Source organism: Syntrophus aciditrophicus SB, assembly GCF_000013405.1.
Lineage (GTDB): Bacteria > Desulfobacterota > Syntrophia > Syntrophales > Syntrophaceae > Syntrophus > Syntrophus aciditrophicus.
On sequence record NC_007759.1, the window covers coordinates 978,625 to 1,002,791 of the forward strand.

Genomic DNA, 24,167 nt, shown 5'->3' on the forward strand with positions numbered 1-24,167 from the left:
TTGATGAAGTAGATAATTCATGTTGCCTGATCCTTGCATACAAGTCAACGAAAATGGGGTTGCACCGGCGTTCTAATCCTGTTAGAAGCTTACTGAAATATTTTTTTGTGATGTAAAATTCCATTCTGAGAGGAATGGGATCTCACGTGCTGGACCTGTTCAGGTTTTCAGGCGAAGAAGATTCAATGCAAAGTGAAGTAACAATTCATGAAAAACAAGATTTTAGTTTTATTAATTATTACAATTGTTCTGCTGCTTTTCCCACTTTTTTATAATCATTATGCGATTGATTACAGTGAAATAAAAATCAGGGATGTTCTGGTGACGAATGACAACACGAACGTCCTTGTTTATGCGCGGGTATCTCACTTCACTCCGGATCTCGAAAAGGCCATTCTTGCCGGAGTTCCCACGACATTCTCTTTCAAAATAGAGTTCTATCAGGATGAGGAATTCTGGTTCGATAAAAGACTGGCGCAAGTCGAAGTAAAAAAGAACATCAAGTATGACCAGATCAAGAAAACTTTTTATCTGACGTCGGATTTCGAGAGAGCGCCCGCTGTATTTCAGGGATTTGATGTGGCCTGGCCGGCCATAGCCGAGATCAACGGAATCCCCATCATAAATACGAAGCATCTTAATCAGGATCAGAAATATTATGCCCGAATTAAAATGGAATGGGAGAATTACCGTTTACCTTTTTATGCGAAGTTGATTCGGATTTTTTTATCATTCCGGGATTTTGAAACAGACTGGCAAAGTCAGCCTTTTCATTTTCAGCAATGAACAGGAACAGCCAAATCAAGAATAATATCGACGAAGTGCAGAGGAGGCGCCGTGATCTGATCCTGATTGTCGTGACGGTGTTGTGCATCCTTGCTTTTTCATTCATCGAACATCACCTTTTTCAAGAGGAATATCTTCTTCCCGAGTCGAATAACATCCTTATTTTCGGTCTGATCAATATCAATATCATCTTGATCATCCTGCTGATTTTCTTGATTGTCAGGAATGTGGTCAAGCTGGTCTTTGAAAGACGCCAGGGTGTTATCGGGTCAAAAATGAGAACGAAACTGGTGGCCGCCTTCGTTTCTCTTTCCCTCATTCCAACCATCCTGCTCTTTCTGGTATCGATTAACTTTTTATCCTACAGCATCGACAACTGGTTTAATGTCCGGGTGGGTGACGCATTGAATAAAACGATGGAAGTCACCCAGATTTATTACAAGCAATATGAAAAGAATGCGAAGTATCATGCAGGCCAGTTGAGTGCCGATATCATGGAAAATCAGCTTTATGAAAAAGAAAGAGTCGATTATCTGAAGACGCTGGTTGAACAAAGGCAGAAACAGATTAAAACTACAGTCATCGAAATATACGTGGATAACCGGAAGAAAGGGATGGTGTTTCCCGGTCCGGAGCACGCTGATATCAAAACCATATCTCCTACCCCCCAGGTTATGGAGGAGGTTTTTGCCGGGAATGAGATTTCAATCATCCAGCCTTCGGAGGATGGGGAATTCATCAGCGGATTGTCCCCCATTTATTCCAGTGCAGAGCCTTCTGAAGCTATCGGCGCCGTTGTAGTCAGTTATTATATCCCGAAAGAAATCGTCGACAAAGTTTCGGTGATATCCAGGGCTTCAGAACAATACAGCCAACTTCATCTCATGAAGAATCCCATCAAAATCAGTTACATCATCACTTTGTCCATTGTGACGCTCCTGATTATTTTTTCCGCTACCTGGTTTGGCTTGTACATGGCCAAAGGGATTACGGTGCCGATCCTGAATCTTGCCGATGCGACAAGGCGTATTGCCCGGGGGGATCTGAATCACCAGATTGACATTGTCGCTGATGATGAAATCGGAGTTCTTGTTGAAGCCTTCAATTCAATGACCAGAGATTTGAAGCAGAGCAACGAAAATCTCGAACAGGCCAACATGGATCTTGAGCAGAGACGGAAATATATGGCGACGGTTCTTCATAACGTTTCTGCCGGTGTGATTTCCGTTGATGAAGAAGGGTTTATTACGACGATCAACAGAGCAGCGGAAAGAATGCTCGACATTCGACTGGAAAAGGTAATCAATCGACGATATGAAGACATTCTGTCGACTGAGCATATGAATCTTGCCGAAGATCTTTTACAAGAACTGGCGAAAAGCGGAAAGAACCAGATCGAAAAACAGATTGAACTGATGCTCAAGGACCGAGTCTTGACCATTCTCATGACCATGACGCTTGTGAGGGATGGCGAGGGTCATGAGAGAGGGATGGTTGTCGTCTTTGAGGATCTTACTCAGCTGCAGCAAGCCGAGCGGGCTGCGGCGTGGCGTGAAGTGGCTCGACGGATGGCTCATGAAATCAAGAACCCATTGACGCCGATTCAGTTGTCTGCCCAGAGGCTCCAGCGCAAGTATGGCGAGCGGTTGGCTGAGGATGGGGCTGTTTTTTATGAATGCACCCGGACCATTATTGATCAGGTCGAGATTCTGAAAAATCTGGTGAATGAATTTTTCCGTTATGCCCGGATGCCGGTGACGCGTCCCATGCCCAGCAACCTGAATGAAACTGTAACCGATGCCGTTGCTCTTTTCCAGGATGCCCATAAGGACATCAGGTTCGAGTTTAATTTGAGCGAAGAAATGCCGAAGGTGATTCTGGATACAGAGCAGATTAAAAGGGTCATCGTCAACCTGCTGGATAATGCCGTGGCTGCTGTCAGTAAAAATGACGGATGTATAAAAATCAGGACCTTTTACGACAGGATCAACAACCGGGCGATCACGGAGGTTGCCGATAACGGCTGCGGCGTTCCTGCGGGGAATAAGGTAAAGGTGTTTGAACCGTATTTTTCCACGAAAAAAACCGGAACAGGTCTTGGATTAGCGATTGTCAGCTCCATCATTTCCGATCACAATGGACATATAAAGATCTCCAATAATGCTCCCCGTGGCACGGTTGTCAGGTTTGATCTGCCCGTCCTGGAAAACCTGACATAATGAGGTAACGGGAGAAATATCATTTTGGCTGGTGTTAATGACACCCATAATCTGAGAGAATGTGTTAGAATATAAAAAATGTTCTACTCATCAAATATTTAAAAAGTTGGTTTATGCAAAAATCAATACTGATTGTCGATGATGAAGAGAGTATCTGCAAGTCCCTGGGAGATATTCTTGTTGATGAAGGGTATGAGGTCCAGACTGTGCAGAGCGGCGAAGAGGCCATAAGACTCCTTGACGAGGATCTTCCCGGCATTGTGCTTCTGGATATTTGGCTGCCCGGGATAGACGGGATGGAAGTCCTGAAAACGATTAAAAGCCTGCATCCCAAACTGCCGGTGGTCATGATGTCCGGCCACGGAACGATAGAAACCGCTGTGAAGGCGACTAAACTGGGCGCCTTCGACTTCATTGAGAAGCCTCTTTCTCTGGAGAAGATCATCCTGACGCTGAAACATGCTCTGGATTTGTCCCGCCTTGAAGAAGAAAATGTTTTACTGAAACAGAAAATTAACCGGGATTATGAGCTGACCGGTAAAAGTCCCCCGATTATCGAGCTGATGGAAATGATCAGCATTGTGGCTCCCACTAATGCCTGGATTCTCATCATGGGGGAAAATGGAACGGGTAAGGAACTGGTAGCCCGTGCGATTCACCGTCAGAGCAAGCGGGCGGACAAGCCAATGGTTGAAGTGAATTGCGCGGCCATTCCCGAAGAACTTATCGAGAGCGAACTTTTTGGTCATGAGAAGGGCGCTTTTACCGGGGCCACGGAGAAGAAAAGGGGAAAATTCGATATCGCCCATGAAGGAACCATATTCCTTGACGAAGTGGCGGACATGAGTTTGAAGGCCCAAGCCAAGATTCTGAGAATCCTGCAGGAAAAAAAGTTTGAACGGGTTGGAGGGAACAAGGTGATCCAGCTCGACGTACGCGTCCTTGCCGCTACGAACAAAGATCTTGAAAAAGAAATGGAAGAAGGCCGATTCAGGCAGGACCTGTTTTATCGGCTTAATGTCATTCCGCTGAAAGTTCCTCCCCTGAGAAGCAGAAAAGAAGATATCCCTCTGCTGGCGGAACGGTTTCTGAGCGATTTTGCCCTGAAAGAGGGAGAGCCCGGAAAAACAATTCAGGATGATGCCTTGGCTCTTTTAATGGAGCATTCATGGCCGGGTAATGTGCGGGAACTCAAGAATTTCATTGAACGACTGGCGATCATGACGACCTCGAATGTGATCACCGTTCATGACATTCCACCTCTTCCAAGGGATGGCCATAAAGTCGAGCCATTCAGAGAACCCGGATTTGAGCTCTTGGCCGGCTCGTTCCGGGAGGCCAAGATGGATTTTGAAAAACAGTATATTTCCAGAAAACTCCGTGAATTTGACGGAAACATCTCAAAAACAGCCGAGTCCATTGGCCTGGAGCGAAGCAATCTGCACAAGAAAATCAAGGCCTATGGTCTGGAGAGCAAAAACGATTAAGAGTGCCGGCTTGGATTTAAAGGAATTTCAGAAAGCATGAAAGGAAAATCCACGGAGGGAGAGGAAAATAGTTCAGGAACGACGGCAATTCAACCTGCAGTTTAAATTGAACATCGGAAATATCCGGTTGCATCCGCTTCTGCCTGCATCCATGCTGAGATGAGATTTCCGAAAATCCTACCACCGGGAAATGTTATCTTTGATCTTGCCATGGAGGAGCTTTGAAGCCTTCTCATCGCCTATGATACCCACGCGAATCCCCACAGTGGTCAAATTTTTATCTTTAAATGTGACGGTGAATTTAACCATTTCGTTGTTGATTTTGGTGGAAATCGTTCCCTGACTGATTTCCTTTACAGGCTCGACAGCGGTGCCGCGCATGTCCGCGACAGTCCTTTCGCATGCAGTCCAGACTTTTTCGAAAGGGTAGGGATAGTCCGTTTTCAGTTCGCCGTTGACAAACAAATAGGTTCCCGTTCCCGCGCCGACGGCCGCGCCGCCTACCAGGAGCGCCTGACAGCCTAAAGTAAGAGAAATAAATAAAATCGGTATGATCCCGAACAGGCTTCTTTTTATGTTCGAACTTTTCATGAGTCTACCTCCCCTGTCCACCGCAAAGTCTTGCGAATTCAAGCAGAAGCTCTTCCTGTTTCCGCGTTAAATCAGTCGGGACGGAAACCGTGATTTCGATGATCTGGTCTCCACTTCCAAATCCCCTGATGTGAGGGATGCCTTTACCTTTCAGACGGAATTGTGTTGCGTTTTGCGTTCCCCTGGGAATTTTCAACTTTTCTGTTCCCATCAGGGTCGGCACCTCGATTTTATCTCCCAGTGCAGCCTGCACAAAAGAAATCGGGATCCTGCAGTGGACGTCGTTTCCTCTTCTCTCAAAGAATTCATGAGGGTCGACAGTCAGGAAAACATACAGATCGCCATTCGGTCCTCCGAATTCTCCATCTTCGCCTTCTCCGCGAAGCCGCAGCCGGGAACTCGTTTCGACGCCGGCCGGTATCTTGACATGAACGGTTTTCTCAATGGTTGTTCTGCCCGTTCCATGGCAGGTCTTGCAGCGCTTAACAATAATTTTGCCATAACCGTGGCACTCGGGACACGTGGTTCGAATGCTGAAGAATCCGCTGGATTGAACAACCTGTCCACGTCCGCCGCAATAACTGCAGGTCTTGACATCCGATCCGGGATCAGCTCCTGAACCGTGACATTCGAAGCATTGAGCCGATTTGCTTATATTGAGATCCTTGGCGGTTCCAAAGACTGCTTCCAGAAATGGCAAAGTCAAATCATAACGAAGGTCAGCTCCGGCCCGTCCCGCTGTTCGGGAACGGGATGTGCTGAACCCGAAGATGTCTTCAAAAATATCGCCAAAACTTGAAAAAATATCATCAAATCCGGAAAATCCCTGAAATCCGGTGTTGCTGAGACCATCGTGTCCATATCGATCGTATATTTCCCGCTTTTTTCTGTCGCTCAGCACTTCATAGGCTTCGGCTGCCTGTTTGAATTTTTCTTCAGCCTCTTTGTCCCCCGGATTGCGGTCCGGGTGGTATCTCATGGCCATTTTGCGATAGCTTTTTTTAATTTCTTCTTCTGTGGCATCCCGAGTTGTTCCCAGGACATCATAATAACAACTTTTTACCATTGTGCTCAAGAGTACCCTCCGTTTTTAATTCTGCATTGACGCGTATAGTCTCTGTATTTGTTCTGAAAAAACCGAAAGGCGTCAGGTTGATGCTTCTTGAACTTCCCTCCATGATCACCCTGTTGCGTTGAAACGACATTTCTTGATGACGGGTTGAATTTTTGGTCTAAAATTTATTAATCGGTTGTCCCGTTGTCAAGGCGTGAAAATGCGTCTTACGTAACAAGGCGCTTCAGGGCTTCCTCATATTTTTCCCGGGTCTTCATGATGATTGCATCCGGAAGCTGGGGCGCCGGTGGTTTTTGATTCCAACTCAGGGACAGGAGGTAGTCGCGGAGAAACTGTTTGTCAAAGCTTTTCTGCGGGCGGCCTTCGACATAATCCGCCTTGGGCCAGAATCGTGAGGAATCGGGCGTAAGCAGTTCATCGATCAGAATCAGTTCGCCGTCCACAAGGCCGAACTCCATTTTCGTATCGGCTATGATGATTCCCGCCTGATCCGCGATCTTTGATGCCCGTTTGTAAATGGCGAGACTGATCTCGATAATTTTTCCCGTGTTTTCGACGCCCAGGATGTCTTCTGTTTCTTTTCGGGTAATGGGAGAATCATGTTCGCCTTCAGGGGCTTTTGTCGTTGGAGTAAAGATCGGCTCCGCAAGTTTCGATGATTCCTTCAGCCCGTCGGGCAGTCGAATACCCGAGACCGCCTTCTTCATCCGATAATCCTGCCATCCTGACCCGCTCAGATATCCGCGAACGATGCATTCCACCGGAAGGGGGGAAGCCTTTCTGACAAGCATGCTTCTTCCTTCCAGATCCTTCCGGTAGGGTTCACACTGTGAAGGATAGTCAGCCGGGTCGGTCGAGACAAGATGATTACCGACAATATCTTCCATTTTCTTAAACCAGAAGGCGGACATCTGAGTCAGGATTTTACCCTTATCCGGAATGGGTTCGCGCATGACCACATCGAAAGCCGAAATCCGGTCCGTGGCAACAATGAGAAGATGGGTGTCAAGGTCGTAAATGTCGCGAACCTTGCCTACACTGAACAGCTTCAGTCCTTCAAAACGGGTTTTTATCAGGCCCATCTTTTCCATTCATGCCTCCTGATCTTTTGCTCACTGCAAAAAAGGATTATAGATTTTCTCGTGACCTATGGTCGATGTGGAGGTTCTGCCATAGTTGTGTCCCGGCAACACCTGGGTGTCGTCGGGCAGCGTCAGTAACTTTTCCCTGATTGAGCGGAACATCTGGGAAGCCGAGGAACCGTTCAAATCCGTTCGGCCGACGCTTTCAACGAATAAGGTATCGCCGGTAAAGACAAACCCTTTAATATAAAGGCACATTCCTCCTGGAGAGTGTCCCGGGGTATGGATGACCTTCAGGGAAATTTTGCCCACGGTAATCGTATCGCCATCTTTCACTGTCATGTCGGCTGGTGGGGAGTCTTCCGCCCCGAACATGTGCAGCAGCATGGGAGAAGTATTGCCCAGCATGCGGGCATCCCCTTCGTGGATAATGATGGGTGCGTCCGTTCTGGATTTCATTTCCCGGTTTCCACTGATGTGATCAATATGCCCATGTGTATTGACGATGTATTTGATGCGCAGATTGTTTTTCTCGGCCGTGGCAAGGATGCCGTCAATGTTGTCTGCCGGATCGATGACCAGGGCATCTCCCGTTTCAGAATCGCCGACAAGATAGGCGAAGACAGCCATTGAACCGACCTGCATCTGCCGAATGACGAGCATGGGGACCTCCTTTTTCAGGTGCGCGATTGCACAAAAGAATCGCTGATCGCGAAAAGCGATTTTCGAAACCCCTATCATTTTTTTATTTTTGAAGTCAATGGAATTTAAGCTCTTTGATACCGCTGCATGCAGGAATATCACTCTTTAGTCAGAAGAGCTGCGAAAAACCCATCCATGCCCGAAGTGTCGGGGGCCGTTCTGAAAAAACCGTTTTCGTCGACCAGCGTCGGGTAAGCAAATGAAGCATCAGAGAGCCTGATTTGCCTGAATTCATCATGGCGGGAGAGAAATTTTCCGATGAGAAGCTCGTTTTCCTCCGGCAGGATTGTGCAGGTGCTGTAGACAAGGCATCCGCCGCGATGAAGAAAAGCTGCGGCACGGTTCAGAATCTGTTCCTGGAGGCGGCTGTAGGACGGCAGAGCCCGGGGTTGCAGACGCCATTTGATTTCCGGGTTTCTTCGCAGGGTTCCCAGTCCTGAGCAGGGGGCGTCAACGAGGATGCGGTCGAACATATTCCGGAATGCTGTTTCATCCTCCATTGTCGAGGCGTCCGCCTGACGGATTTCAATATTGGAAATCCCCATCCTTGAACTCAGGCGATTCAGGGCTTCAAGCTTTGCCGGATAAAGGTCCACAGCCAGAATGCGTCCCTGATTGCTCATCAGGGACGCCAGATGCGTTGTTTTAACCCCCGTGCCGCAGCACACGTCAAGGATGGCTTCTCCGGCCGCCGGGGCTACAAGACGGCCAATCAACTGAGACGCCTCATCCTGAAGAATAAAGAGTCCTTCCCTGCTTGTGGAAGTTAAGCGGAGATGTCGGGGCGGATCGGTAATCAGCAATGCGTCGGGTGAGAAAGAGGATTCGGAAACGGTGAATCCCTCATGTTCGAGGATTTCCTTCAGCGTGGACCGGTCTGCTTTAAGCGAATTGACACGAATCGCCACTGGCGGTACCTGATTGTTGGCCATGCAGAGCGAGCGGCACCGTTCCGTACCGTAAACTGACAACCAACGGCGAACCAGCCAGGGAGGATGGGAGTGCATGACGGCGATGTGTTCGACGGGAGTCTTCTGAAAGTCTGGATAGGAGAGTTCATTGGCTGACACTTTTCGCACGGCGTTTCTCAGGAGGGCATTGACCAGTTTTTCCCTGCCGGGATAACGCAGTTTGGCCAGCTCAACAGCTTCGTCGACCAGGGCGAAAGCGGGGATCCTTTCCATGAAAAGGAATTGATACAGGGCGGTTCTCAATATGTTTCGAATCCCTCCCTGCATGGACGAAAAACGTCCCTGATAAAGCTGCTGAATGATCCAGTCCAGGCGGCCTCTCATTCTCAGGGTGCCATAAACCAGGGAAGTCAGGAGATGGCGGTCCGGGGCGCTGTCAAGGAGGTGGTCGCGGAGGAAGGCATCAAGAAGGGGTTCTGCGAAAGCCCCTGTTGTATCGATACGATCCAGAATTTCGACAGCCAGACTGCGCGGCGAGATTTTCACTTCAGCCCAGCACCGTCCCGGTTGAGAGCTTGTGCCCGCGGAGAAAATCGGAAACATTCATTCTTTTCCGGTTTTCCATCTGAACATCCTGCAAAACGACATAACCGTTTCCCGCGGTCACCTGCAATCCCTGATCCGTCAATTTTCCGACCTCGCCGGGTTGTCCGGGTACGGACTGTTCGATTCCTGCGGCCGCGAAGATCTTCAGGGTTTTGCCGTTTAGAAAGGTATAGGCTCCAGGGGCAGGGGACAATCCCCGTATGCGGTTGGCGATGGTTGAAACCTCTTCGCTCCAGCGGATCAGGCCGTCCTCCTTTTTCAGCATCGGCGCGTAGGAACTGAGAGAATCTTCCTGAGGGTTGCGGGGCGCCTGATGTGCTTCAAGCAGCCGCACCGCTCGAAGGAGCAGATCCGCTCCCAGATTGGAAAGGCGATCGTGCAGGATGCCGAAGTTTTCCTCAGGGGGAATAGGAGTCTCTTCCTGGAGCAGGATATCGCCTGTATCCAGCCCTTCATCCATGTACATGATGGTGACGCCGGTTCTGGTTTCACCATGAATAAGCGTCCAGTTGATCGGCGCGGCGCCGCGATACCTGGGGAGCAGTGAAGGATGGACGTTGATGCATCCCAGGGGAGGAAAATCCAGGACAGTTTTGGGCAGGATCTGTCCGAAGGCGGCAACGACGATCAGGTCCGGGGAAATCTTTTCCAGGATTTCCAGAAAAGCCGGGTCTTTGATCCCTGGAGGCTGCAGAACCGGGATCTGGTAACTCGTCGCCGCGATTTTAACAGGAGGAGCCACCAATTGCTTTCCCCGTCCTTTCGGGCGGTCCGGCTGAGTGACCACGGCAGCGATGGGATACCCGTTCCTGACCAGGATTTCCAGTGAAGGCAACGCGAATTCGGGGGTTCCCATGAACAATATACTGATTTTCGCCATCTCGACTAAGACATGCTGAAACGGCCTTCCGCATCAGCAAGAGCAATGTTGACCTCAAGAACCTCATAATTGCCGTTCTTTTCCAGATTTACCTTAATCTGGCTGTCGGACACCTCGACGTATTTTCTGACGACATCCAGCAGTTCTTTCTGCAGAAGGGGAAGAAAATCAAGAGTACGGCGGCTGAGACCGTTGCGTTCGTGGGCCACGATTATCTGCAAGCGCTCTTTAGCGATAGAAGCGCTTCTTCTTTTTTGCAGGGAACGTAAGTAGTCAAGGATACTCATGCTATTTCCCAAATAAACGAGCAAATAAGCTTTTTTTGTTCATGTACCGTAGTGGACGATCCTCGCCGAGAAACCGCGCGACCACATCCAGATAGGCCTGTCCCGCATCGCTTTTATCATCCAGGGTCACCGGAATGCCGGCATTGGATGCCTGAAGCACCGATGGCGATTCCGGGATAATGCCCAGCAGGGGGATCGCTAAAATTTCCTGAATATCCTTGGCGCTGAGCATGTCGCCGGTGTTAACCCTTTTGGGGAAGTACCGGGTAACAAGCAGGTGCGTTTGAATGGGATCATCCCCGTTCTTGGCCCTGTGGGTCTTGCTCGACAGAATGCCGATGATTCGATCGGAATCGCGCACGGAAGACACTTCCGGGTTGGTTACGATAATGGCTTCGTCGGCAAAATACATGGCCATGATTGCGCCGTGTTCAATTCCGGCAGGCGAGTCGCAGACTATATAATCAAAGCGTTCTTGCAGTTCCGCAAAAACAGCTTCAATGCCCTTTACGGTAAGCGCTTCCTTGTCTCGGGTCTGCGATGCGGGCAGGATAAAGAGATTTTCAACCCGTTTGTCTTTGATCAATGCCTGATTGAGGTTTCCCTCCCCATTGATGACATTGATGAAGTCATAAACAACACGCCGCTCGCACCCCATGATCAGGTCCAGATTACGCAATCCGATGTCAAAATCGATGACAACCGTCCGGTGCCCGCGCAACGCGAGTCCTGTAGACAACGCGGCGCTGGTCGTGGTTTTACCCACGCCACCTTTCCCAGAGGTAACAACAATTATTTTAGCCAAGCAAATATCTCCTTAAAACAGAATGCATTTTCCCCAAATTTCAGAATTTATAAAACAAGAACATTCTTGAATGCCCGGTCGGGATTTCCGGGATGTCTCCCTTACAGTCAGTTAGATTTCAAAAGGTTGAATCTTCAAACGATCGTTTTCAAGAAAAATATGAACAGGCTTTCCTCTCACAGAATCTTCAAAGTCTTCATTGAGCATATACTGACCTGCCACGGCCACCAGTTCTGCGTCAAAGTATCGGCAAAAAATCCGGGCTTCTGAGTATCCGTGAACTCCGGCAATGGCGCGTCCGCGCAACGGACCATAAACATGGATATTTTTCCCTGCAAGAATTTCCGCCCCGGGATTGACCGCGGCCAGCACCACCAGATCGCCCTGAAGCGCTGCAACCTGTTGACCTGAGCGGACAGGCTGGGTAAAAACCTTGTCCCGGGTCGCCTGGACAGCGACCTCTGTCTGAGGTTCTCCCCTTGAAGACGCGGGTTTTGCATCGGGAAGAATTCCCAGGGAAAGATTCAATGCCGCCTGCTGCTGTTGGACGTTGCCCCCCCTTACTCCGACAGGAACCAGACCGTGTTTCCGGAATAAATCCGAAAGGTGTGATAAATCTACTGGAACGCTGGTATTCTGCAGGGCATGAAGATCGATCACAATGGGAGCGTTTTTGAAAAAATTTTTTGCCCCGGAGATTTTTTCGGTGAACTGTTGTTCAATGAGGTTCCTGTCACTGTCAAACAAATACAAAACCATCAACGACAGAAGATTGCCTTTTAATTCAAGAACAGGCTTATGTGCAACGGATGGGGACATGGCATCTCGCTGGAACATCCCGCCAGCCGATGGTTCCGGAACATCCTGCCCGACTTTTGGTTTTTGCATCAACTCTGCAGGTGAACCAGATCCATAAATGCGGTTTGTTACTTTATAATAGATAATTTAATTGGGTTGGCTGACTATAATGGGAAGGTTATTTTGTGTCAAGGAAATTAGAACTGCCGGAGGAAATTTTATTATGCTGGATGACCGATCCTGAAACGGTCTGAAACATATATAGAATTCAGAAGGTTTCAACCGCGCGGCGTGCGCGTTTTCTTGATGGCTTTACAGACATGGCCGGATGCAGGATTGGAAAGAGGAGACGGAAAACAATTATTTTTCATTGGCTCTCCCTCCGGTGGATTATTTTTTCATTTTCTTATAAGAACCGGAACGCCGTGCTGAGGCTGAGTGAGTATCATGTTGATTTTGCTGAATGTTGAGCTGAGGAGGAGATTCATGAAGAACGATTGGAAGCGAAAATGGTGTGGATTATACGGCTTGCTGATGATTTTTTCCTGTGCCGGCGCCCCGGCGGTAAACGTACCCCCGGCGAAAATGGCATCGCGTCAGGCCATTGTGGTCAAGACAGCCGGCTGGAATGCTTCGGAGGCCGTACTTCAGGCCTATGAACGGGAGTCGGAATACTCATCCTGGGTTGCCGTCGGCCGGAAAATCCCGGTTGTTGCAGGGCGAAATGGAATGGGATGGGGCGACGGTCTTCACCAGGCAGGCGATGCGAAATCAGGGCCGGTAAAGAGGGAGGGGGATGGACGCGCTCCGGCGGGGATCTTCCGTCTCGGTTCCGCGTTCGGTTATGACCGGGCGGAAATGACGTCGTGGATCAGAATTCCTTATAAACAGATGACCGCCGCCCACCGGTGCGTCAATGATGTGCATTCGATTTATTATAACCGGATTGTCGATGCCGGCCAGGTCAGGCCGGACTGGTCCAGCAGCGAGGAGATGCTGCGGAGGGACAATTTATATCATTTGGGGATTGTTGTTGATCATAATGTCGATCCGGTGGCCTCCGGGAGGGGCTCCTGCATTTTTCTTCATGTCTGGGAGGGACCTGCACGAGGTACATCGGGATGTACGGCCATGGATAAAGAGGATCTGGAACTGCTGCTTCTCTGGCTGCTTCCGGAAGCCGGGCCTGTCCTTGTCCAGCTTCCGGAAGCAGAGTATGCAAAGATTCGGGACGTTTGGGGTCTTCCATGAGAATTTGAGAATCGGGGTGTCAATGGGGAGCAGGGGGGGGGAGAACGAGACCATGCAGGGCAGATTTTTTTGAGACCCAGGTCGTGCCGGTTCGAACTGTGAGAAAAAATAAAAATGCTTTGACAGGGTCAGCTTCATATGTTAGGTGACAGAACCACTTCAGACGAAGCGAAGATTTGTCTGTCCAAGATGCTGTATTTGCAAACTTTATGCTTCATGGCGATACCCAGCCGGTTAAACCGTCCGGACAGGAATGTCGGGGCGGCACAGGATGAAAGCTCATTTCATGAGAACTCAGAAGACAAAACAGTTTGAAGCGTGCACAAGCAGGTATTCCCGCTATTATTACTTTTATTATTACTATTATAACATGATGCGCTTGTGAGCCTGTCTCGCTGATAAGACAAGAGCGCCGAGCCATGGCCTTTCTTGTTTTCAGGCCATGGGGATTTTCTCTATGGCTTTTTTGGAATTTTTCATGATCCTGCTTCAGCCCTGCGGCGGCAATAGAAATTCAATAGCTAACCCTTATTAAGGAGGATTTTATGAACATCAGACTGTCCAACGGGAAGCTGCTCCCTGTGGAAATGCACAAGATCAAGATCGTCCAGCAAACGAGACTGCCCTCGGCCGATGAGCGCCTGAGGGCTATGGAGGAGGCCGGCTACAATACCTTCCTGCTTCGAACCCGCGATGTCTTTCTGGATATGTTGACGGATAGCGGCACCAATGCCATGAGCGATAATCAGTTGGGCGCCATGATGGTGGCCGATGATGCCTACGCCGGCAGTGAAAGCTTCTACAAGTTGCAGGATGCCGTCAATGAGGTCTTCGGCCTTCCTTATTTGCTTCCGGCGCATCAAGGCCGTGCAGCGGAACACCTGTTGGCCAAGGTTTTAGTCAAACCTGGCGATGTTGTTCCCATGAACTATCATTTTACGACTACCAAGGCCCACTTCACACTGGCCGGAGGGACGGTGCTGGAAATCTTTACGGATGAAGCCTTGAATACGGACAGCAAAGAGTTCTTCAAAGGCAATATTGATACAGATAAATTTCTCGATGTGATCAAAACCTACGGATCAGAACGTATCTCCTTTGTTCGGATGGAGGCCACGACCAATCTTCTGGGTGGCCAGCCTTTTTCCATGGCCAATTACAAGAAAGTGAAGGAAATCGCCGCGGCGAACAACATCAAACTCGTTCTCGACGCCAGTCTGATTTCCGAACAGGCCTATTTCATCAAGCAGCGGGAAGACGGCTATAAGGATCGATCCATCGCTGAGATTATCTGGGAACTTGCAGACATCGCGGATATCGTTTACCTGTCGGGACGGAAGAGCTGTGCTGTCCGTGGCGGGTTTATCGCCACGAAGCGTAAGGATATTTTTGATACCATTCTTCCCTGGCTTCCCGTTTATGAAGGATTTGCAACCTACGGCGGCATGTCCACAAAAGAGATCGAGGCCATGGCTGTAGGCATCCGGGAAATGACTCAATACAGTGTGGCGAGCAGTTCGGCGGATATGATCCAGTATTTTGCTGAACAATTAAAGACACGGGGCATTCCCGTGGTGACGCCTCCGGGGGGGCTGGCCTGTCACATTGATGCCCGCCGCTTTCTTCCGGACATCCCTCCCTCCAAGTATATTGCCGCCTCCCTGACTTCGGCCGTCTACCTCATATCCGGGGCAAGGGGGATGGAACGGGGCACCATGTCCGAGCAACGTGACCCGGATGGCAATGAGGTCTTTTCAGATCTGGAACTCCTGAGGCTTGCTGTGCCGCGCCGAACCTACACCCTTGCGCAAATCGATTACGTCGTTGATCGGGTGGCCTGGCTCGCAAATCACCGGGATCTGATCAAGGGGTTGATCTTTTATGAAGAACCGCCTATCCTGCGCTTCTTCTTCGGCAAGATGAGGGCCATTGACAACTGGGGCGCCAAGCTCGTGGAAGCCTTCAAAAATGATTTTGGGCCGGAGCTGTAAGATATCAGACGATACCAAGAATTCAGTGCGTTCAGGAAATGGATTTCTGAACGCACTGAATTCTTTAAAAAACCATTTTCAAATTTAAAAAGGTTCCATGGTTTCCCGACTTTCGGAACCGGATATCAGTCAAGCCGCTTCCGGAAGCGGGCGACGGCGCCGATGAACACAACCAGTCCCAGGACCGCCATGGCGGCGAACTGGGGCCACAACACCTCCATTCCCACCCCCTTGAGAAAAATTCCCCGGATGATGACGAGAAAATAACGGAGCGGGTTCAGCAGAGTCAGCACTTGAACGGCCTGGGGCATGTTGTCGATGGGAAAGACAAAGCCGCTGAGCATGAAAAAAGGCAGGATGATAAAAAAAGTCGTCATCATGGCCTGCTGCTGCGTTCCGGAAACGGTGGAGATAAAAAGCCCGATTCCCAGGGTGCTGAGCAGGAAAAGGCAGGCGGCAAAAAAGAGAAGCATGACATTTCCTGACAGCGGGACCTCAAACCAGGTGATTGCAATGGCCGTAACGACGATCATCTGCGAGATGGCAATAATGATGTACGGGATCGTTTTGCCGAGAATCAGCTCGACCGGTCGAATCGGGGTGACCATCAGCTGTTCCATCGTTCCCGCCTCTTTTTCCTTGATGACGGCCATGGAAGTGAAGAGCAGAGAGATCAGCATGACGACGAAGGCGACGATGCCGGGGACGTAGAAATGCTGACTGTCCAGGTTGGGGTTGTACCAGGTTCGAATTCGGCCGTCAATTCGGCCGTAATCCATCCGCTGAGGGTGAAGTTCCCCGATCAGCTTCCGATTCAGCCCGTCCAGAATGAGCATTGTATAGGCGATCCGAATGGAAGCCATGTTGCTCATACTGCCGTCCGCAAGGATCTGAAGGTGGGCCGTTCGTCCCGACCGCACCTGTGAACTCAGATCGGGGGGGATTTTTACGGCCAGATCGATCGCTCCCTGAAGAAGCAGTTGCTCCAAGACCTTATCATTTTCCGGATGATGGGTGATTCGAAAGATCCGGTTGGCGCTGAAGGCATCCGCCACAAGTCGGCTTTCCCTTGTGCGCGCCTGGTCCATCAGGGCGATCCGGATGTCCCGGATATCGTAATTGACCACATATCCGAAGACCAGCAGTTGAATGATCGGAGCGATGATCAGGATGGGACGGTTCCGTTTGTCCCGGAAAAGCTGGAGAAACTCCTTTCGGACCAGTTCCCGTATGCGCAGCAGGCTCATCTCAGATTCCCTCCCGCTTCAATACGAAGAAATTCAACAGGGCCAATCCGGTGAACATGATCAGCAGAATGAAGAAGGCAGACCAGAGCTGCGCGAATCCGAGGTTCTTGAGATAAATTCCACTCAGAATCTGAATATAGTACGTTGCCGGGACCGCCTTGGCAAGAAGCTGAAGAGGCGCTGGCATGTTGATGATGGGAAAGACGAAGTTGGACAGCAGCAGGGAAGGCAGATAGGTCAACAGGACGGCTACCTGGTTAGCGACAAGTTGCGATTTGACGACGCTGGAAATCAGCAGACCGAGGGAAAGAGCCACAGCAAGATAAAGGGAGGAAGACAGAACCATCAGCCAGAATCCGGCTTTCATGACTACGCCGAAAAGGACTTGTCCCACAAGAACGGCAACAAGGACATCGACCATCCCGATCAGGAAGTAGGGGATAGCTTTACCAACGAGAAATTCCCCCGTGTTCAGTGGAAGCGATTTGATTGTTTCCATGGTGCCGTTTTCGTATTCCCTGGCGACGACGAGAGAGGTCAGCATGGCTCCGACGATCATGATGATCACGGCGATATTACCGGGTATGATGAAATTCTGGCTTTCCAGATCCTCGTTGAACCAGACGCGAATCCGCCCTTCGAGAGGCGGATTGATCGGTTCTCTTCCCTGCCGGTTCAGAAATAGATTCAGGCGGATACGGTTCTGATTTTCCAGGAAGGCGTTGATGTACCCTCGGGCGATTCCAGCGAAATTCGGATCACTGCCGTCCAGGATGACCTGCAGAGGGGCTTCCCGATCCTTGCGGATATTCTCCGTAAAGTCCGGCGGGATCACAATGGCCAGGGTGGCCAGTCCCTTATCCAGCCAGAGGTTGATTTCCCTTGTATCCTGGAGATGGGCGACGACGTTGAAATAGGAGGAGGAATCAAGTTTTCGGATCAGATCACGGCTGACTCCTGTTGCGTCGTAATCGACGACGATCGTTCTGACATGATTGACGTCAAGACTGAGGGCGTAGCCGAACAGAAGGATCAAAAGCAGGGGAAGGGCAAAGGCCAGGTAGAGGCTGCGGACATCCCGGAGAAGATGATAGAATTCCTTGCGGGTGACCGCTTCAATCTTTGCAGGATCCAACCCTGTCCTCCTATCCGGCGATTTCGAGATCGAGGATGATGAAGAGCCCCCGGCGAATGATCATCACGGCGATGGCCGCCAGCAGGAGGCTTGTGATCTTGGAAATTGTCTTGGCACCGGTTTTACCGAGAAATCGATAAATTATCCGGGAAGAGAAAAAAACGCCGCCGGCCAGCAGGATGTTCAGAATCAGGGCCGTGGCCGTCGGAACAAACCCGTAGGAATTACTCAGCAACAACGTGGTAGTCAGCACCGCGGGCCCGGAGATGAGGGGAACCCCCAGCGGCACCGCTCCCAGGCTGTCGGGATCAACTGTGTGCTGCTGGGCTTTTTCCGTGGCCAGAACATCGTTCAGGGAAATGACGAACAGGAGAATGCCGCCCGCCACCATGAAATCCGCGATGGTGATTCCCAGCAGATCCATCAGGGCCTTACCCAGAACGAGAAATACCAGTGCCACGGCAATGGCGGTTATGACGGATTGAGAGATGATCCTCCGCAGTTTCCGGGTTTCCAGCCCCTCAGTGAGACTCATAAACAGAGGTAGAATCCCGACGGCGTCAACGGCGACAAAAAGGGGGACAAAACACAGCCAGAAAGATTTCATGACGGGCTCCTGTTCAAAAAAGTTTCAGGAATTTTTTCCGGACTTGCGGGTCATCAGGGCGACAAAAGCATCGTCCAGCGTCGCTCCCGGCCTGCCGGGACAGGCCGTCTGGATGATGTTTTCGGGACTGTCCGCCGCGACGATCCGGCCTTCATTGAGCATGACGATGTTTTCGCAGTAACGGGCCTCATCCATGTAGTGCGTCGTGACAAAGATGGTGATGCCTTCCATGGCGAGCCGGCGGATGAAATCCCAGAAATGCCGTCTTGTAATCGGATCCACGCCGGCGGTTGGTTCGTCGAGGAAAAGAACCTCCGGAGAATGGAGCAAGGCGCAGCCCAAGGCAAGACGCTGGCGCCAGCCGGGGGGCAGTGATCGCGTCAGCGCATTTCGAACCTCCCGCAGGCGGGTTAAATCAAGAACCCAGTCGATCCGGTCCTTCCAGCTTCCTGCCGGAACATTGTAGATGCCGAGGTAAAACCGGATATTTTCCCGGGGGGTCAGGTCTTCATAGAGGGAAAACCGCTGCGACATATATCCAATGGTCTGCTTCACCGCTTCAGGCTGGGTGATGATGTCATAGCCCGCGACCTGTCCTTCTCCATCTGTGGGTTTGAGGATGCCGCACAGCATGCGGATGGTGGTGGATTTTCCAGAACCGTTCGGGCCGAGAAAGCCGAAGATCTCTCCCCTTTGAACGGCGAAGGAAATCCGGTCCACTGCGACAAAAGAACCGAATCGTTTTTCCAGATTTCTGACAGCGATCGCCTTATCTGTTGAACGATTCATGCTGGAGTCCCCTGTCCACTTCCTGAATACGGTCAATCACGGCCTCTTCCAGACTGGAAAAGCGGGAGCGCATGGCTTCCGGCGCGGCGATGTCCAGAATCCGTGCCCGGTGCATGATGGCCACCTGGTCACATTTCTCTCCCTCGTCCAGATAAGCAGTTGAGGTGAGGATCGTCATTCCCTGATTCTGCATGATCTTCAGCATATCCCAGAATTCCCGGCGGGAAGCCGGATCCACCCCGTTAGTTGGTTCATCGAGAACCAGGACTTGAGGTTCATGCACGAGGACGCAGGCCAGGCCGAGTTTCTGCTTCATCCCCCCCGAAAGCTGCCCTGCTGGACGGCGGATAAAGGGCAGGAGGTGAGAAAACCCCAGATAACGCTCTTTCCTTCTCTCCCCTTCACTTCCCTTGATCCCGTAAATATTCATGAAAAAATGGAAATTTTCCTCAACCGTCAGATCCTGATAGAGACCGAATCGCTGTGGCATGTAACCGATCAGATCCCGAATCTGTTTCCTGTGGGTAAAAACATCCAGACCGCTGATGGTGATCGTCCCGGCGGAAGGCTGAATCATGGTGGCGATCATGCGGAGCAGAGAGGTCTTTCCGGCGCCGTCCGATCCTACAAGTCCGAACATGGAGCCTGCAGCAACGGAGAAAGAGACTCCCTGGACGGCTTCAACGTCACCGTAGCGCAGAGAGGCCTTTTCGACCCGGATCATAGCGTCAGCGGAGCCAGGCATCGGCAGGCATTCCCGGTTTGAGTGCGATATCAGGATTGGGAACGGCAACCTTCACGAGATAAACGAGTTTGACACGTTCCTTGAAAGTCTGGATGATCTTTGGAGTGAACTCTCCTTCAGGGGAGATGTAGGATACTCTGCCCTTGAAGATTCTGCCTGGAAAGGTATCCACTTTGACATCGACCGGTTGACCAGGCCGGACTTTTCCGATTTCGGTTTCCCCGACAAAGATCTTCAGATCCACTGTTGCCAGATTCGACAGGGTGAATACCTCTCGTCCCGGAGTGACAACTTCGCCCGGTTCGACATTCCTGGACGTGATGATCCCGTCAGACGGAGCGGACAGGGTTGTATAGGCAAGCTGAATACTGACTTCCTTAAGGGCTGACCGGGCAGCCTCGGTCTGGGCTCTGGCGGCTTCCAGTTCCATCCTTGTGGCCTCGATCTTGTTCAGTCCGCTTTCTGCCTGCCGGAACGCTGCCTTCCCTTCAGTCAGACTTGCGATGGCATTATCATAGTGCAGTTTTACTGCGTCCCGCTCTTTTTCCGTCACCACGCCCCGCTCAAAGAGCTGGGTGTACCGGGTGTTGTTTCTCCTGGCCTCGGTGAGGATGTTCGTTCGACTTTCCACATTGGCCCGTGCGCGCGTCACCTCGGCAGGTAGAGATTTCTGGTAGAAATTGAGCAGGATTTCCATCTCTCGTGTATTTTTCCCCGCCCTGTCCAGTGCCGCCCTGGCCTGCTCATAACGGGCGGTCCACTCGTCGGTATCGAGCTCGGCAAGCCGTTGTCCGGCTTTGATCGAATCTCCTTCACGGACATGCACCACAGCAACACGGCCTCCGGTCTGAAACGAAAGTTGGGACTGGGTTGCTTCGATGGTTCCGGAATAGTAGGACTCCCGTTGACGGTTTTGCCTCTGCCCGAAATAAACCAGGAGGCCAACCGCTACAACGATTGCCATCATGGAAATGAGAACAAGACGTTTCTTCACCGTGGATCCTTTCTGGAGTTTTCTTTCGAACGAAAATAAGATTTCGAATATACAAATTCTTTTGAATAATGATGTTTTATATCATGATTCCGGGAGAACTTCCATTGATCATCATGGGCAAGTCCCTATAGCGGAAGTGGTAAAGGCAGCAAAGAAAGACTCTTTCGTTCACACCATGGAAGAGGCGGCTTGTTGACGCGATCATCCGGTTGGTATGGGGTGAACAAAACAAATGTGTCAGCAGATTGACGCCTTTTCTGTCCCGTTGTCTGATTTCGTAACTTCATACCCGAATACTTAACCTGGGCATTTCCCACCTGTGGAAGGCAAATCGTTTCCCAGGAATTCTATCGATCAACGAGTGCTTATAGGGCTGTGCGTGCATCGGAGCAATGAGTGGTTCCATTCTGAAATGCAGCATTATCAAATCTTTGCCACATTAAGATGTCTATCCCCGTCTAAAGAGATTTCAGCCATCTTCAAGGTGCAGGGACGAAGCGAAACAGGCAATCCGGTATATACATTGCTTAAATAGAGACAGTATTTCAGAAAATCAAGGCAGTGTGAAAGACGGAAATTTAAGATACCATTGTTGGATCATTTTTCATAGAAAAATTTTTCCCATGCAGACAGTTTCTGCACTTTTTCATTTGTGATGAAATTACCGTTTGGTTTTTCAAATAAAAACAGGCGATTTTTAATCGTAGCCATCCTTTGTAGCATGGGGTGGGTCCTGTGGCCGCACCTCACCTGTCACGGGGAAACAAACCGGCAGGATATTCACGCGAGACGCGTATCCTCCTATCAGAATGTCGATGGTGCGAAACAAGAGGTTAATTTATTAAAATCGAGAGGTTACAATGCATACCTTGAAAAGGTCCTGATTCCTGACAAGGGAGTCTGGTACCGGGTTTTTATCATGAAAGGTCCGCCGGCGTCACGGAGTCGGGTTTCTGTCGAAAGGAAAAAAAAGAAACCTGTAAAGGTCCGGCCGTCGACAAATGACCCTGATTCCAGGGTAAAAATGATTCATCGTCCCGCCCGTAAGCAGGTCCCGGATTTTTCGGATCAAGGCATTCGAGATTCTTCCCTTCAACGGCAAACAATCCTGCAAAAAAATGTCATTCCCGATACTGACAATGAAAATGAGGCGCACTTGCCCAAACGGAAGACGGGCAGAGAATCGGATGTGAAAAACAGTCTGGATAGTCCGTCCCCTCGTGTATTTGAAACGGCAAACATTCACTTCGATGCGTGTCGTTACGAAAGGGCTGCCGCGATTCTGTCTTCGATCGTTTCAAAGAAGCATAATGACGATGCATTGCTGGAAAACAGTCTGAGGCTTCTTGCGGACTGTTACTTTTTTCTGGGAAAAGGGAAGGATGGAAGTTTCAATCTGAAAGCCGTTGACGCATATAAACATATACTCCGTCGCTATCCGGACTTGCGAAGCAGAAACGATCTGGTGAATTTCCGCCTGGCAGAATGCCTGGAACAGGCTGGAAACTATGAGGAGGCTTATGCGGCCTATGAGGATGTCATTCGGAAATATCCGACTTCAAGGTACAAGCAGGATGTGTTGTACAAAATGGGAGAAATTCTCTATCGGACCGGACGTTTTACCCATGCGATCGAGAAGCTGAGGAATTACCTGGCCGGATATCCCGATGGTCCTTACGCTTCCAGGTCTTCTTTCCTGCTGGGCTACTGTTTTCAACAAACCGGCAGACAGACCGATGGCGCGCTCTGGTATCGGAACGCACTCAACAAGTGGGATAACTTCGAAGAATTGCCTGCAGATGTCCTTTATGATCTGGGGCTTACCCTCTTTTCCTGGCAGGATTACTCAAGGGCGGCTTCCCTGTTTGCCACTTATCTCAACCTCTACCCGGAAGGGGGCTCGAAAAAAAGTGCCATGTTTTATCTGGGCCGTTCTTTTTATACCCTGAACCGCTTCGCTTCGGCCTTGAAAGTCTTCAGCCTCCTGCTGGAAAACTATCCAGAAAGCGGGGAAGCTTATGAAAGCATTCTTTTTATGGCAAATATCGGCGTTATGGAGCCGACGATGAACTTCAATGTCTGCATGACGGGATGGGATTATTACAGAAATCCAGTTGGGACATATGATTGGATGAGGAGGAAATTCCCCGGCGGCAGATTGGAGGAATGGCTGCTTTATCAAAAGGGATATGCCCTGTGGAAAGCGGGTCGCTGCAAAGAGGCCTTCGACCTCTATTGCCATCTTCTCGATTCTTACACCCATGGAGATTTTAAGGATAAAAGCCGGGGGTATCTGTTTTTGAATGCAAGGCGATTGATTGAGGAGGCTTATGGAAGGGGTGATGACCTCGCTGTAGCCGATATTTATTATAAGATTCACAACAAAATTTCTCTTTCTGCTGAAACACGGGATCTGTTCTCCAGAGCAGGTGTCAGTCTCCGGAAATTGGGATTTCTCTCAGACGCATCTTCTGTATGGAACAGTCTCAGGCAGCATGGGCTGAATGCTTCAGGCGCGGCTGTTCTGGAACTCATGGTGGTGGAGGATCCTGGAATCCGGAAGGGGAATGATGTTCCAGAGGAAAAATGGAATGCCCTGATGAAGCAATTTACAGAAAATGACGGCATTCTGAAAGAGACGGCAATAAAAAACCTGGCTGATTATTTTTACCTAAAAGGGCGATATGATAGGGCTGTTTCCTTATATAAAATATTGCTCGAAGGAAAAGACAATCCCGATCTTCTGACGATTAAGGGAAATTATGCCCACGCGTTGAAAAGTAACAACGACTGTGCTTCAGCTATAAAAATTTATCAGAAGATTATTCATGAATATCGGGACAGCCCGCAGAATTATGAGGAAGAGCTCATCACTGAAGCCTATGCGGGGTTGGTGGACTGTTATTTCGAAAACACCGACTATCAGCGTGGCATAGCTGCCTCTCAACAGGCTGTTCCACGGATGAAAAATCAACAAAAGCAGATGTGGACCCTTTTCAGAACGGGGCAGAGTTACAGAAAAATGGACGACATGACCATGATGGAAAAAACATTTTCCGAGTTAAAGGAAAAAGGCGATGAGACATTCTGGCCGAAGGTCGTGGATTACTGGGTTGCCGATCAGGCGTGGTCTGAAAACAACATAACGTACATGAGTAGTAATTAAAATTACTGGATCA

At 50.0% G+C, this 24,167-nt stretch carries 21 protein-coding genes; 6 read left to right on the top strand and 15 right to left on the bottom strand.

What is annotated here, in order from left to right:
* Window positions 1–207 precede the first annotated feature (207 nt).
* From SYN_RS04470 to SYN_RS04480, 3 genes are all read left to right on the top strand, one after another.
* Window positions 208–786 (top strand): DUF4390 domain-containing protein, encoded by a 579-nt coding sequence (locus SYN_RS04470; RefSeq protein WP_011416855.1) that lies wholly within the window; start codon window positions 208–210, stop codon window positions 784–786.
* Window positions 783–3,005 (top strand): sensor histidine kinase, encoded by a 2,223-nt coding sequence (locus SYN_RS04475; protein WP_011416856.1) that lies wholly within the window; start codon window positions 783–785, stop codon window positions 3,003–3,005. The genes SYN_RS04470 and SYN_RS04475 overlap by 4 nt, the downstream gene beginning before the upstream one ends.
* Before the next feature lie 113 nt (window positions 3,006–3,118).
* Window positions 3,119–4,492, top strand: a complete 1,374-nt coding sequence (locus SYN_RS04480) for a sigma-54-dependent transcriptional regulator (protein ID WP_011416857.1) — start codon at window positions 3,119–3,121, stop codon at window positions 4,490–4,492.
* Window positions 4,493–4,669: 177 nt separating this feature from the next.
* Here SYN_RS04480 and SYN_RS04485 read toward each other — a convergent pair whose 3' ends face one another.
* The 9 genes from SYN_RS04485 to minC form a co-directional block, all read right to left on the bottom strand.
* Window positions 4,670–5,083: a DUF3568 domain-containing protein gene (locus tag SYN_RS04485; protein ID WP_041584716.1), complete on the bottom strand. Its 414-nt coding sequence runs from the start codon at window positions 5,081–5,083 to the stop codon at window positions 4,670–4,672.
* A gap of 4 nt (window positions 5,084–5,087) precedes the next feature.
* A complete protein-coding gene (gene dnaJ, locus SYN_RS04490) occupies window positions 5,088–6,149 on the bottom strand; it encodes a molecular chaperone DnaJ (RefSeq protein WP_041584717.1) in 1,062 nt (353 codons plus the stop codon).
* A 215-nt stretch (window positions 6,150–6,364) separates the two neighbouring features.
* Window positions 6,365–7,249 (bottom strand): phosphoribosylaminoimidazolesuccinocarboxamide synthase, encoded by an 885-nt coding sequence (locus SYN_RS04495; RefSeq protein ID WP_011416862.1) that lies wholly within the window; start codon window positions 7,247–7,249, stop codon window positions 6,365–6,367.
* A 21-nt stretch (window positions 7,250–7,270) separates the two neighbouring features.
* Window positions 7,271–7,903 carry an MBL fold metallo-hydrolase gene (locus SYN_RS04500; protein WP_041585382.1) on the bottom strand — a complete coding sequence of 211 codons (633 nt, stop codon included), beginning with the start codon at window positions 7,901–7,903 and terminating at the stop codon, window positions 7,271–7,273.
* A 137-nt stretch (window positions 7,904–8,040) separates the two neighbouring features.
* Window positions 8,041–9,456 carry a 16S rRNA (cytosine(967)-C(5))-methyltransferase RsmB gene (gene rsmB / locus SYN_RS04505; RefSeq protein ID WP_011416864.1) on the bottom strand — a complete coding sequence of 472 codons (1,416 nt, stop codon included), beginning with the start codon at window positions 9,454–9,456 and terminating at the stop codon, window positions 8,041–8,043.
* Entirely contained in the window at window positions 9,401–10,339 is a 939-nt protein-coding gene (fmt, locus tag SYN_RS04510; protein WP_011416865.1) for a methionyl-tRNA formyltransferase, read from the bottom strand. Before fmt ends, rsmB begins: the two co-directional genes overlap by 56 nt.
* A 5-nt stretch (window positions 10,340–10,344) precedes the next feature.
* Window positions 10,345–10,626, bottom strand: a complete 282-nt coding sequence (minE, locus tag SYN_RS04515; RefSeq protein ID WP_041584718.1) for a cell division topological specificity factor MinE — start codon at window positions 10,624–10,626, stop codon at window positions 10,345–10,347.
* Between the two features lies 1 nt (window position 10,627).
* On the bottom strand, window positions 10,628–11,431 hold the full coding sequence (gene minD, locus SYN_RS04520; protein ID WP_011416867.1) for a septum site-determining protein MinD: 804 nt from the start codon (window positions 11,429–11,431) through the stop codon (window positions 10,628–10,630).
* A 111-nt stretch (window positions 11,432–11,542) separates the two neighbouring features.
* Window positions 11,543–12,319 (bottom strand): septum site-determining protein MinC, encoded by a 777-nt coding sequence (gene minC / locus SYN_RS04525; protein WP_049749898.1) that lies wholly within the window; start codon window positions 12,317–12,319, stop codon window positions 11,543–11,545.
* Window positions 12,320–12,715: 396 nt separating this feature from the next.
* Between minC and SYN_RS04530 the strand changes: the two genes are divergently transcribed.
* Together SYN_RS04530 and SYN_RS04535 are read left to right on the top strand one after the other, a co-directional pair.
* Complete coding sequence (locus SYN_RS04530; RefSeq protein ID WP_049749899.1) at window positions 12,716–13,480, top strand: L,D-transpeptidase family protein; 765 nt, start codon at window positions 12,716–12,718, stop codon at window positions 13,478–13,480.
* A 545-nt stretch (window positions 13,481–14,025) separates the two neighbouring features.
* A complete protein-coding gene (locus SYN_RS04535) occupies window positions 14,026–15,471 on the top strand; it encodes a tryptophanase (protein ID WP_011416870.1) in 1,446 nt (481 codons plus the stop codon).
* Between the two features lie 125 nt (window positions 15,472–15,596).
* On the opposite strand, the gene SYN_RS04540 is transcribed toward SYN_RS04535, so the two are convergent.
* Genes SYN_RS04540 through SYN_RS04565 form a run of 6 tightly spaced genes read right to left on the bottom strand, consistent with a single transcriptional unit; the run spans window position 15,597 to window position 20,988 of the window.
* Window positions 15,597–16,718, bottom strand: a complete 1,122-nt coding sequence (locus SYN_RS04540; protein ID WP_011416871.1) for an ABC transporter permease — start codon at window positions 16,716–16,718, stop codon at window positions 15,597–15,599.
* A gap of 1 nt (window position 16,719) precedes the next feature.
* Window positions 16,720–17,853: an ABC transporter permease gene (locus SYN_RS04545; protein WP_011416872.1), complete on the bottom strand. Its 1,134-nt coding sequence runs from the start codon at window positions 17,851–17,853 to the stop codon at window positions 16,720–16,722.
* Between the two features lie 10 nt (window positions 17,854–17,863).
* Window positions 17,864–18,460 (bottom strand): MarC family protein, encoded by a 597-nt coding sequence (locus tag SYN_RS04550; protein ID WP_011416873.1) that lies wholly within the window; start codon window positions 18,458–18,460, stop codon window positions 17,864–17,866.
* A gap of 24 nt (window positions 18,461–18,484) precedes the next feature.
* Window positions 18,485–19,249: an ABC transporter ATP-binding protein gene (locus SYN_RS04555; protein WP_041584719.1), complete on the bottom strand. Its 765-nt coding sequence runs from the start codon at window positions 19,247–19,249 to the stop codon at window positions 18,485–18,487.
* Window positions 19,230–19,994 (bottom strand): ABC transporter ATP-binding protein, encoded by a 765-nt coding sequence (locus SYN_RS04560; protein WP_148202485.1) that lies wholly within the window; start codon window positions 19,992–19,994, stop codon window positions 19,230–19,232. The genes SYN_RS04555 and SYN_RS04560 overlap by 20 nt, the downstream gene beginning before the upstream one ends.
* Entirely contained in the window at window positions 19,978–20,988 is a 1,011-nt protein-coding gene (locus SYN_RS04565; protein WP_011416876.1) for an HlyD family secretion protein, read from the bottom strand. Before SYN_RS04565 ends, SYN_RS04560 begins: the two co-directional genes overlap by 17 nt.
* Before the next feature lie 1,156 nt (window positions 20,989–22,144).
* Here SYN_RS04565 and SYN_RS04575 point away from each other — a divergent pair.
* Entirely contained in the window at window positions 22,145–24,154 is a 2,010-nt protein-coding gene (locus SYN_RS04575; protein WP_158302921.1) for a tetratricopeptide repeat protein, read from the top strand.
* Window positions 24,155–24,167: the final 13 nt, after the last annotated feature.

Coding starts and splice junctions, on each gene's coding strand:
- SYN_RS04470 (WP_011416855.1), top strand. CDS start 208: ATGAAAAACAAGATTTTAGTTTTATTAATTATTACAATTGTTCTGCTG.
- SYN_RS04475 (WP_011416856.1), top strand. CDS start 783: ATGAACAGGAACAGCCAAATCAAGAATAATATCGACGAAGTGCAGAGG.
- SYN_RS04480 (WP_011416857.1), top strand. CDS start 3,119: ATGCAAAAATCAATACTGATTGTCGATGATGAAGAGAGTATCTGCAAG.
- SYN_RS04485 (WP_041584716.1), bottom strand. CDS start 5,083: ATGAAAAGTTCGAACATAAAAAGAAGCCTGTTCGGGATCATACCGATT.
- dnaJ (WP_041584717.1), bottom strand. CDS start 6,149: ATGGTAAAAAGTTGTTATTATGATGTCCTGGGAACAACTCGGGATGCC.
- SYN_RS04495 (WP_011416862.1), bottom strand. CDS start 7,249: ATGGAAAAGATGGGCCTGATAAAAACCCGTTTTGAAGGACTGAAGCTG.
- SYN_RS04500 (WP_041585382.1), bottom strand. CDS start 7,903: ATGCTCGTCATTCGGCAGATGCAGGTCGGTTCAATGGCTGTCTTCGCC.
- rsmB (WP_011416864.1), bottom strand. CDS start 9,456: ATGTTTCCGATTTTCTCCGCGGGCACAAGCTCTCAACCGGGACGGTGC.
- fmt (WP_011416865.1), bottom strand. CDS start 10,339: ATGGCGAAAATCAGTATATTGTTCATGGGAACCCCCGAATTCGCGTTG.
- minE (WP_041584718.1), bottom strand. CDS start 10,626: ATGAGTATCCTTGACTACTTACGTTCCCTGCAAAAAAGAAGAAGCGCT.
- minC (WP_049749898.1), bottom strand. CDS start 12,319: ATGCAAAAACCAAAAGTCGGGCAGGATGTTCCGGAACCATCGGCTGGC.
- SYN_RS04530 (WP_049749899.1), top strand. CDS start 12,716: ATGAAGAACGATTGGAAGCGAAAATGGTGTGGATTATACGGCTTGCTG.
- SYN_RS04535 (WP_011416870.1), top strand. CDS start 14,026: ATGAACATCAGACTGTCCAACGGGAAGCTGCTCCCTGTGGAAATGCAC.
- SYN_RS04540 (WP_011416871.1), bottom strand. CDS start 16,718: ATGAGCCTGCTGCGCATACGGGAACTGGTCCGAAAGGAGTTTCTCCAG.
- SYN_RS04550 (WP_011416873.1), bottom strand. CDS start 18,460: ATGAAATCTTTCTGGCTGTGTTTTGTCCCCCTTTTTGTCGCCGTTGAC.
- SYN_RS04555 (WP_041584719.1), bottom strand. CDS start 19,249: ATGAATCGTTCAACAGATAAGGCGATCGCTGTCAGAAATCTGGAAAAA.
- SYN_RS04560 (WP_148202485.1), bottom strand. CDS start 19,994: ATGCCTGGCTCCGCTGACGCTATGATCCGGGTCGAAAAGGCCTCTCTG.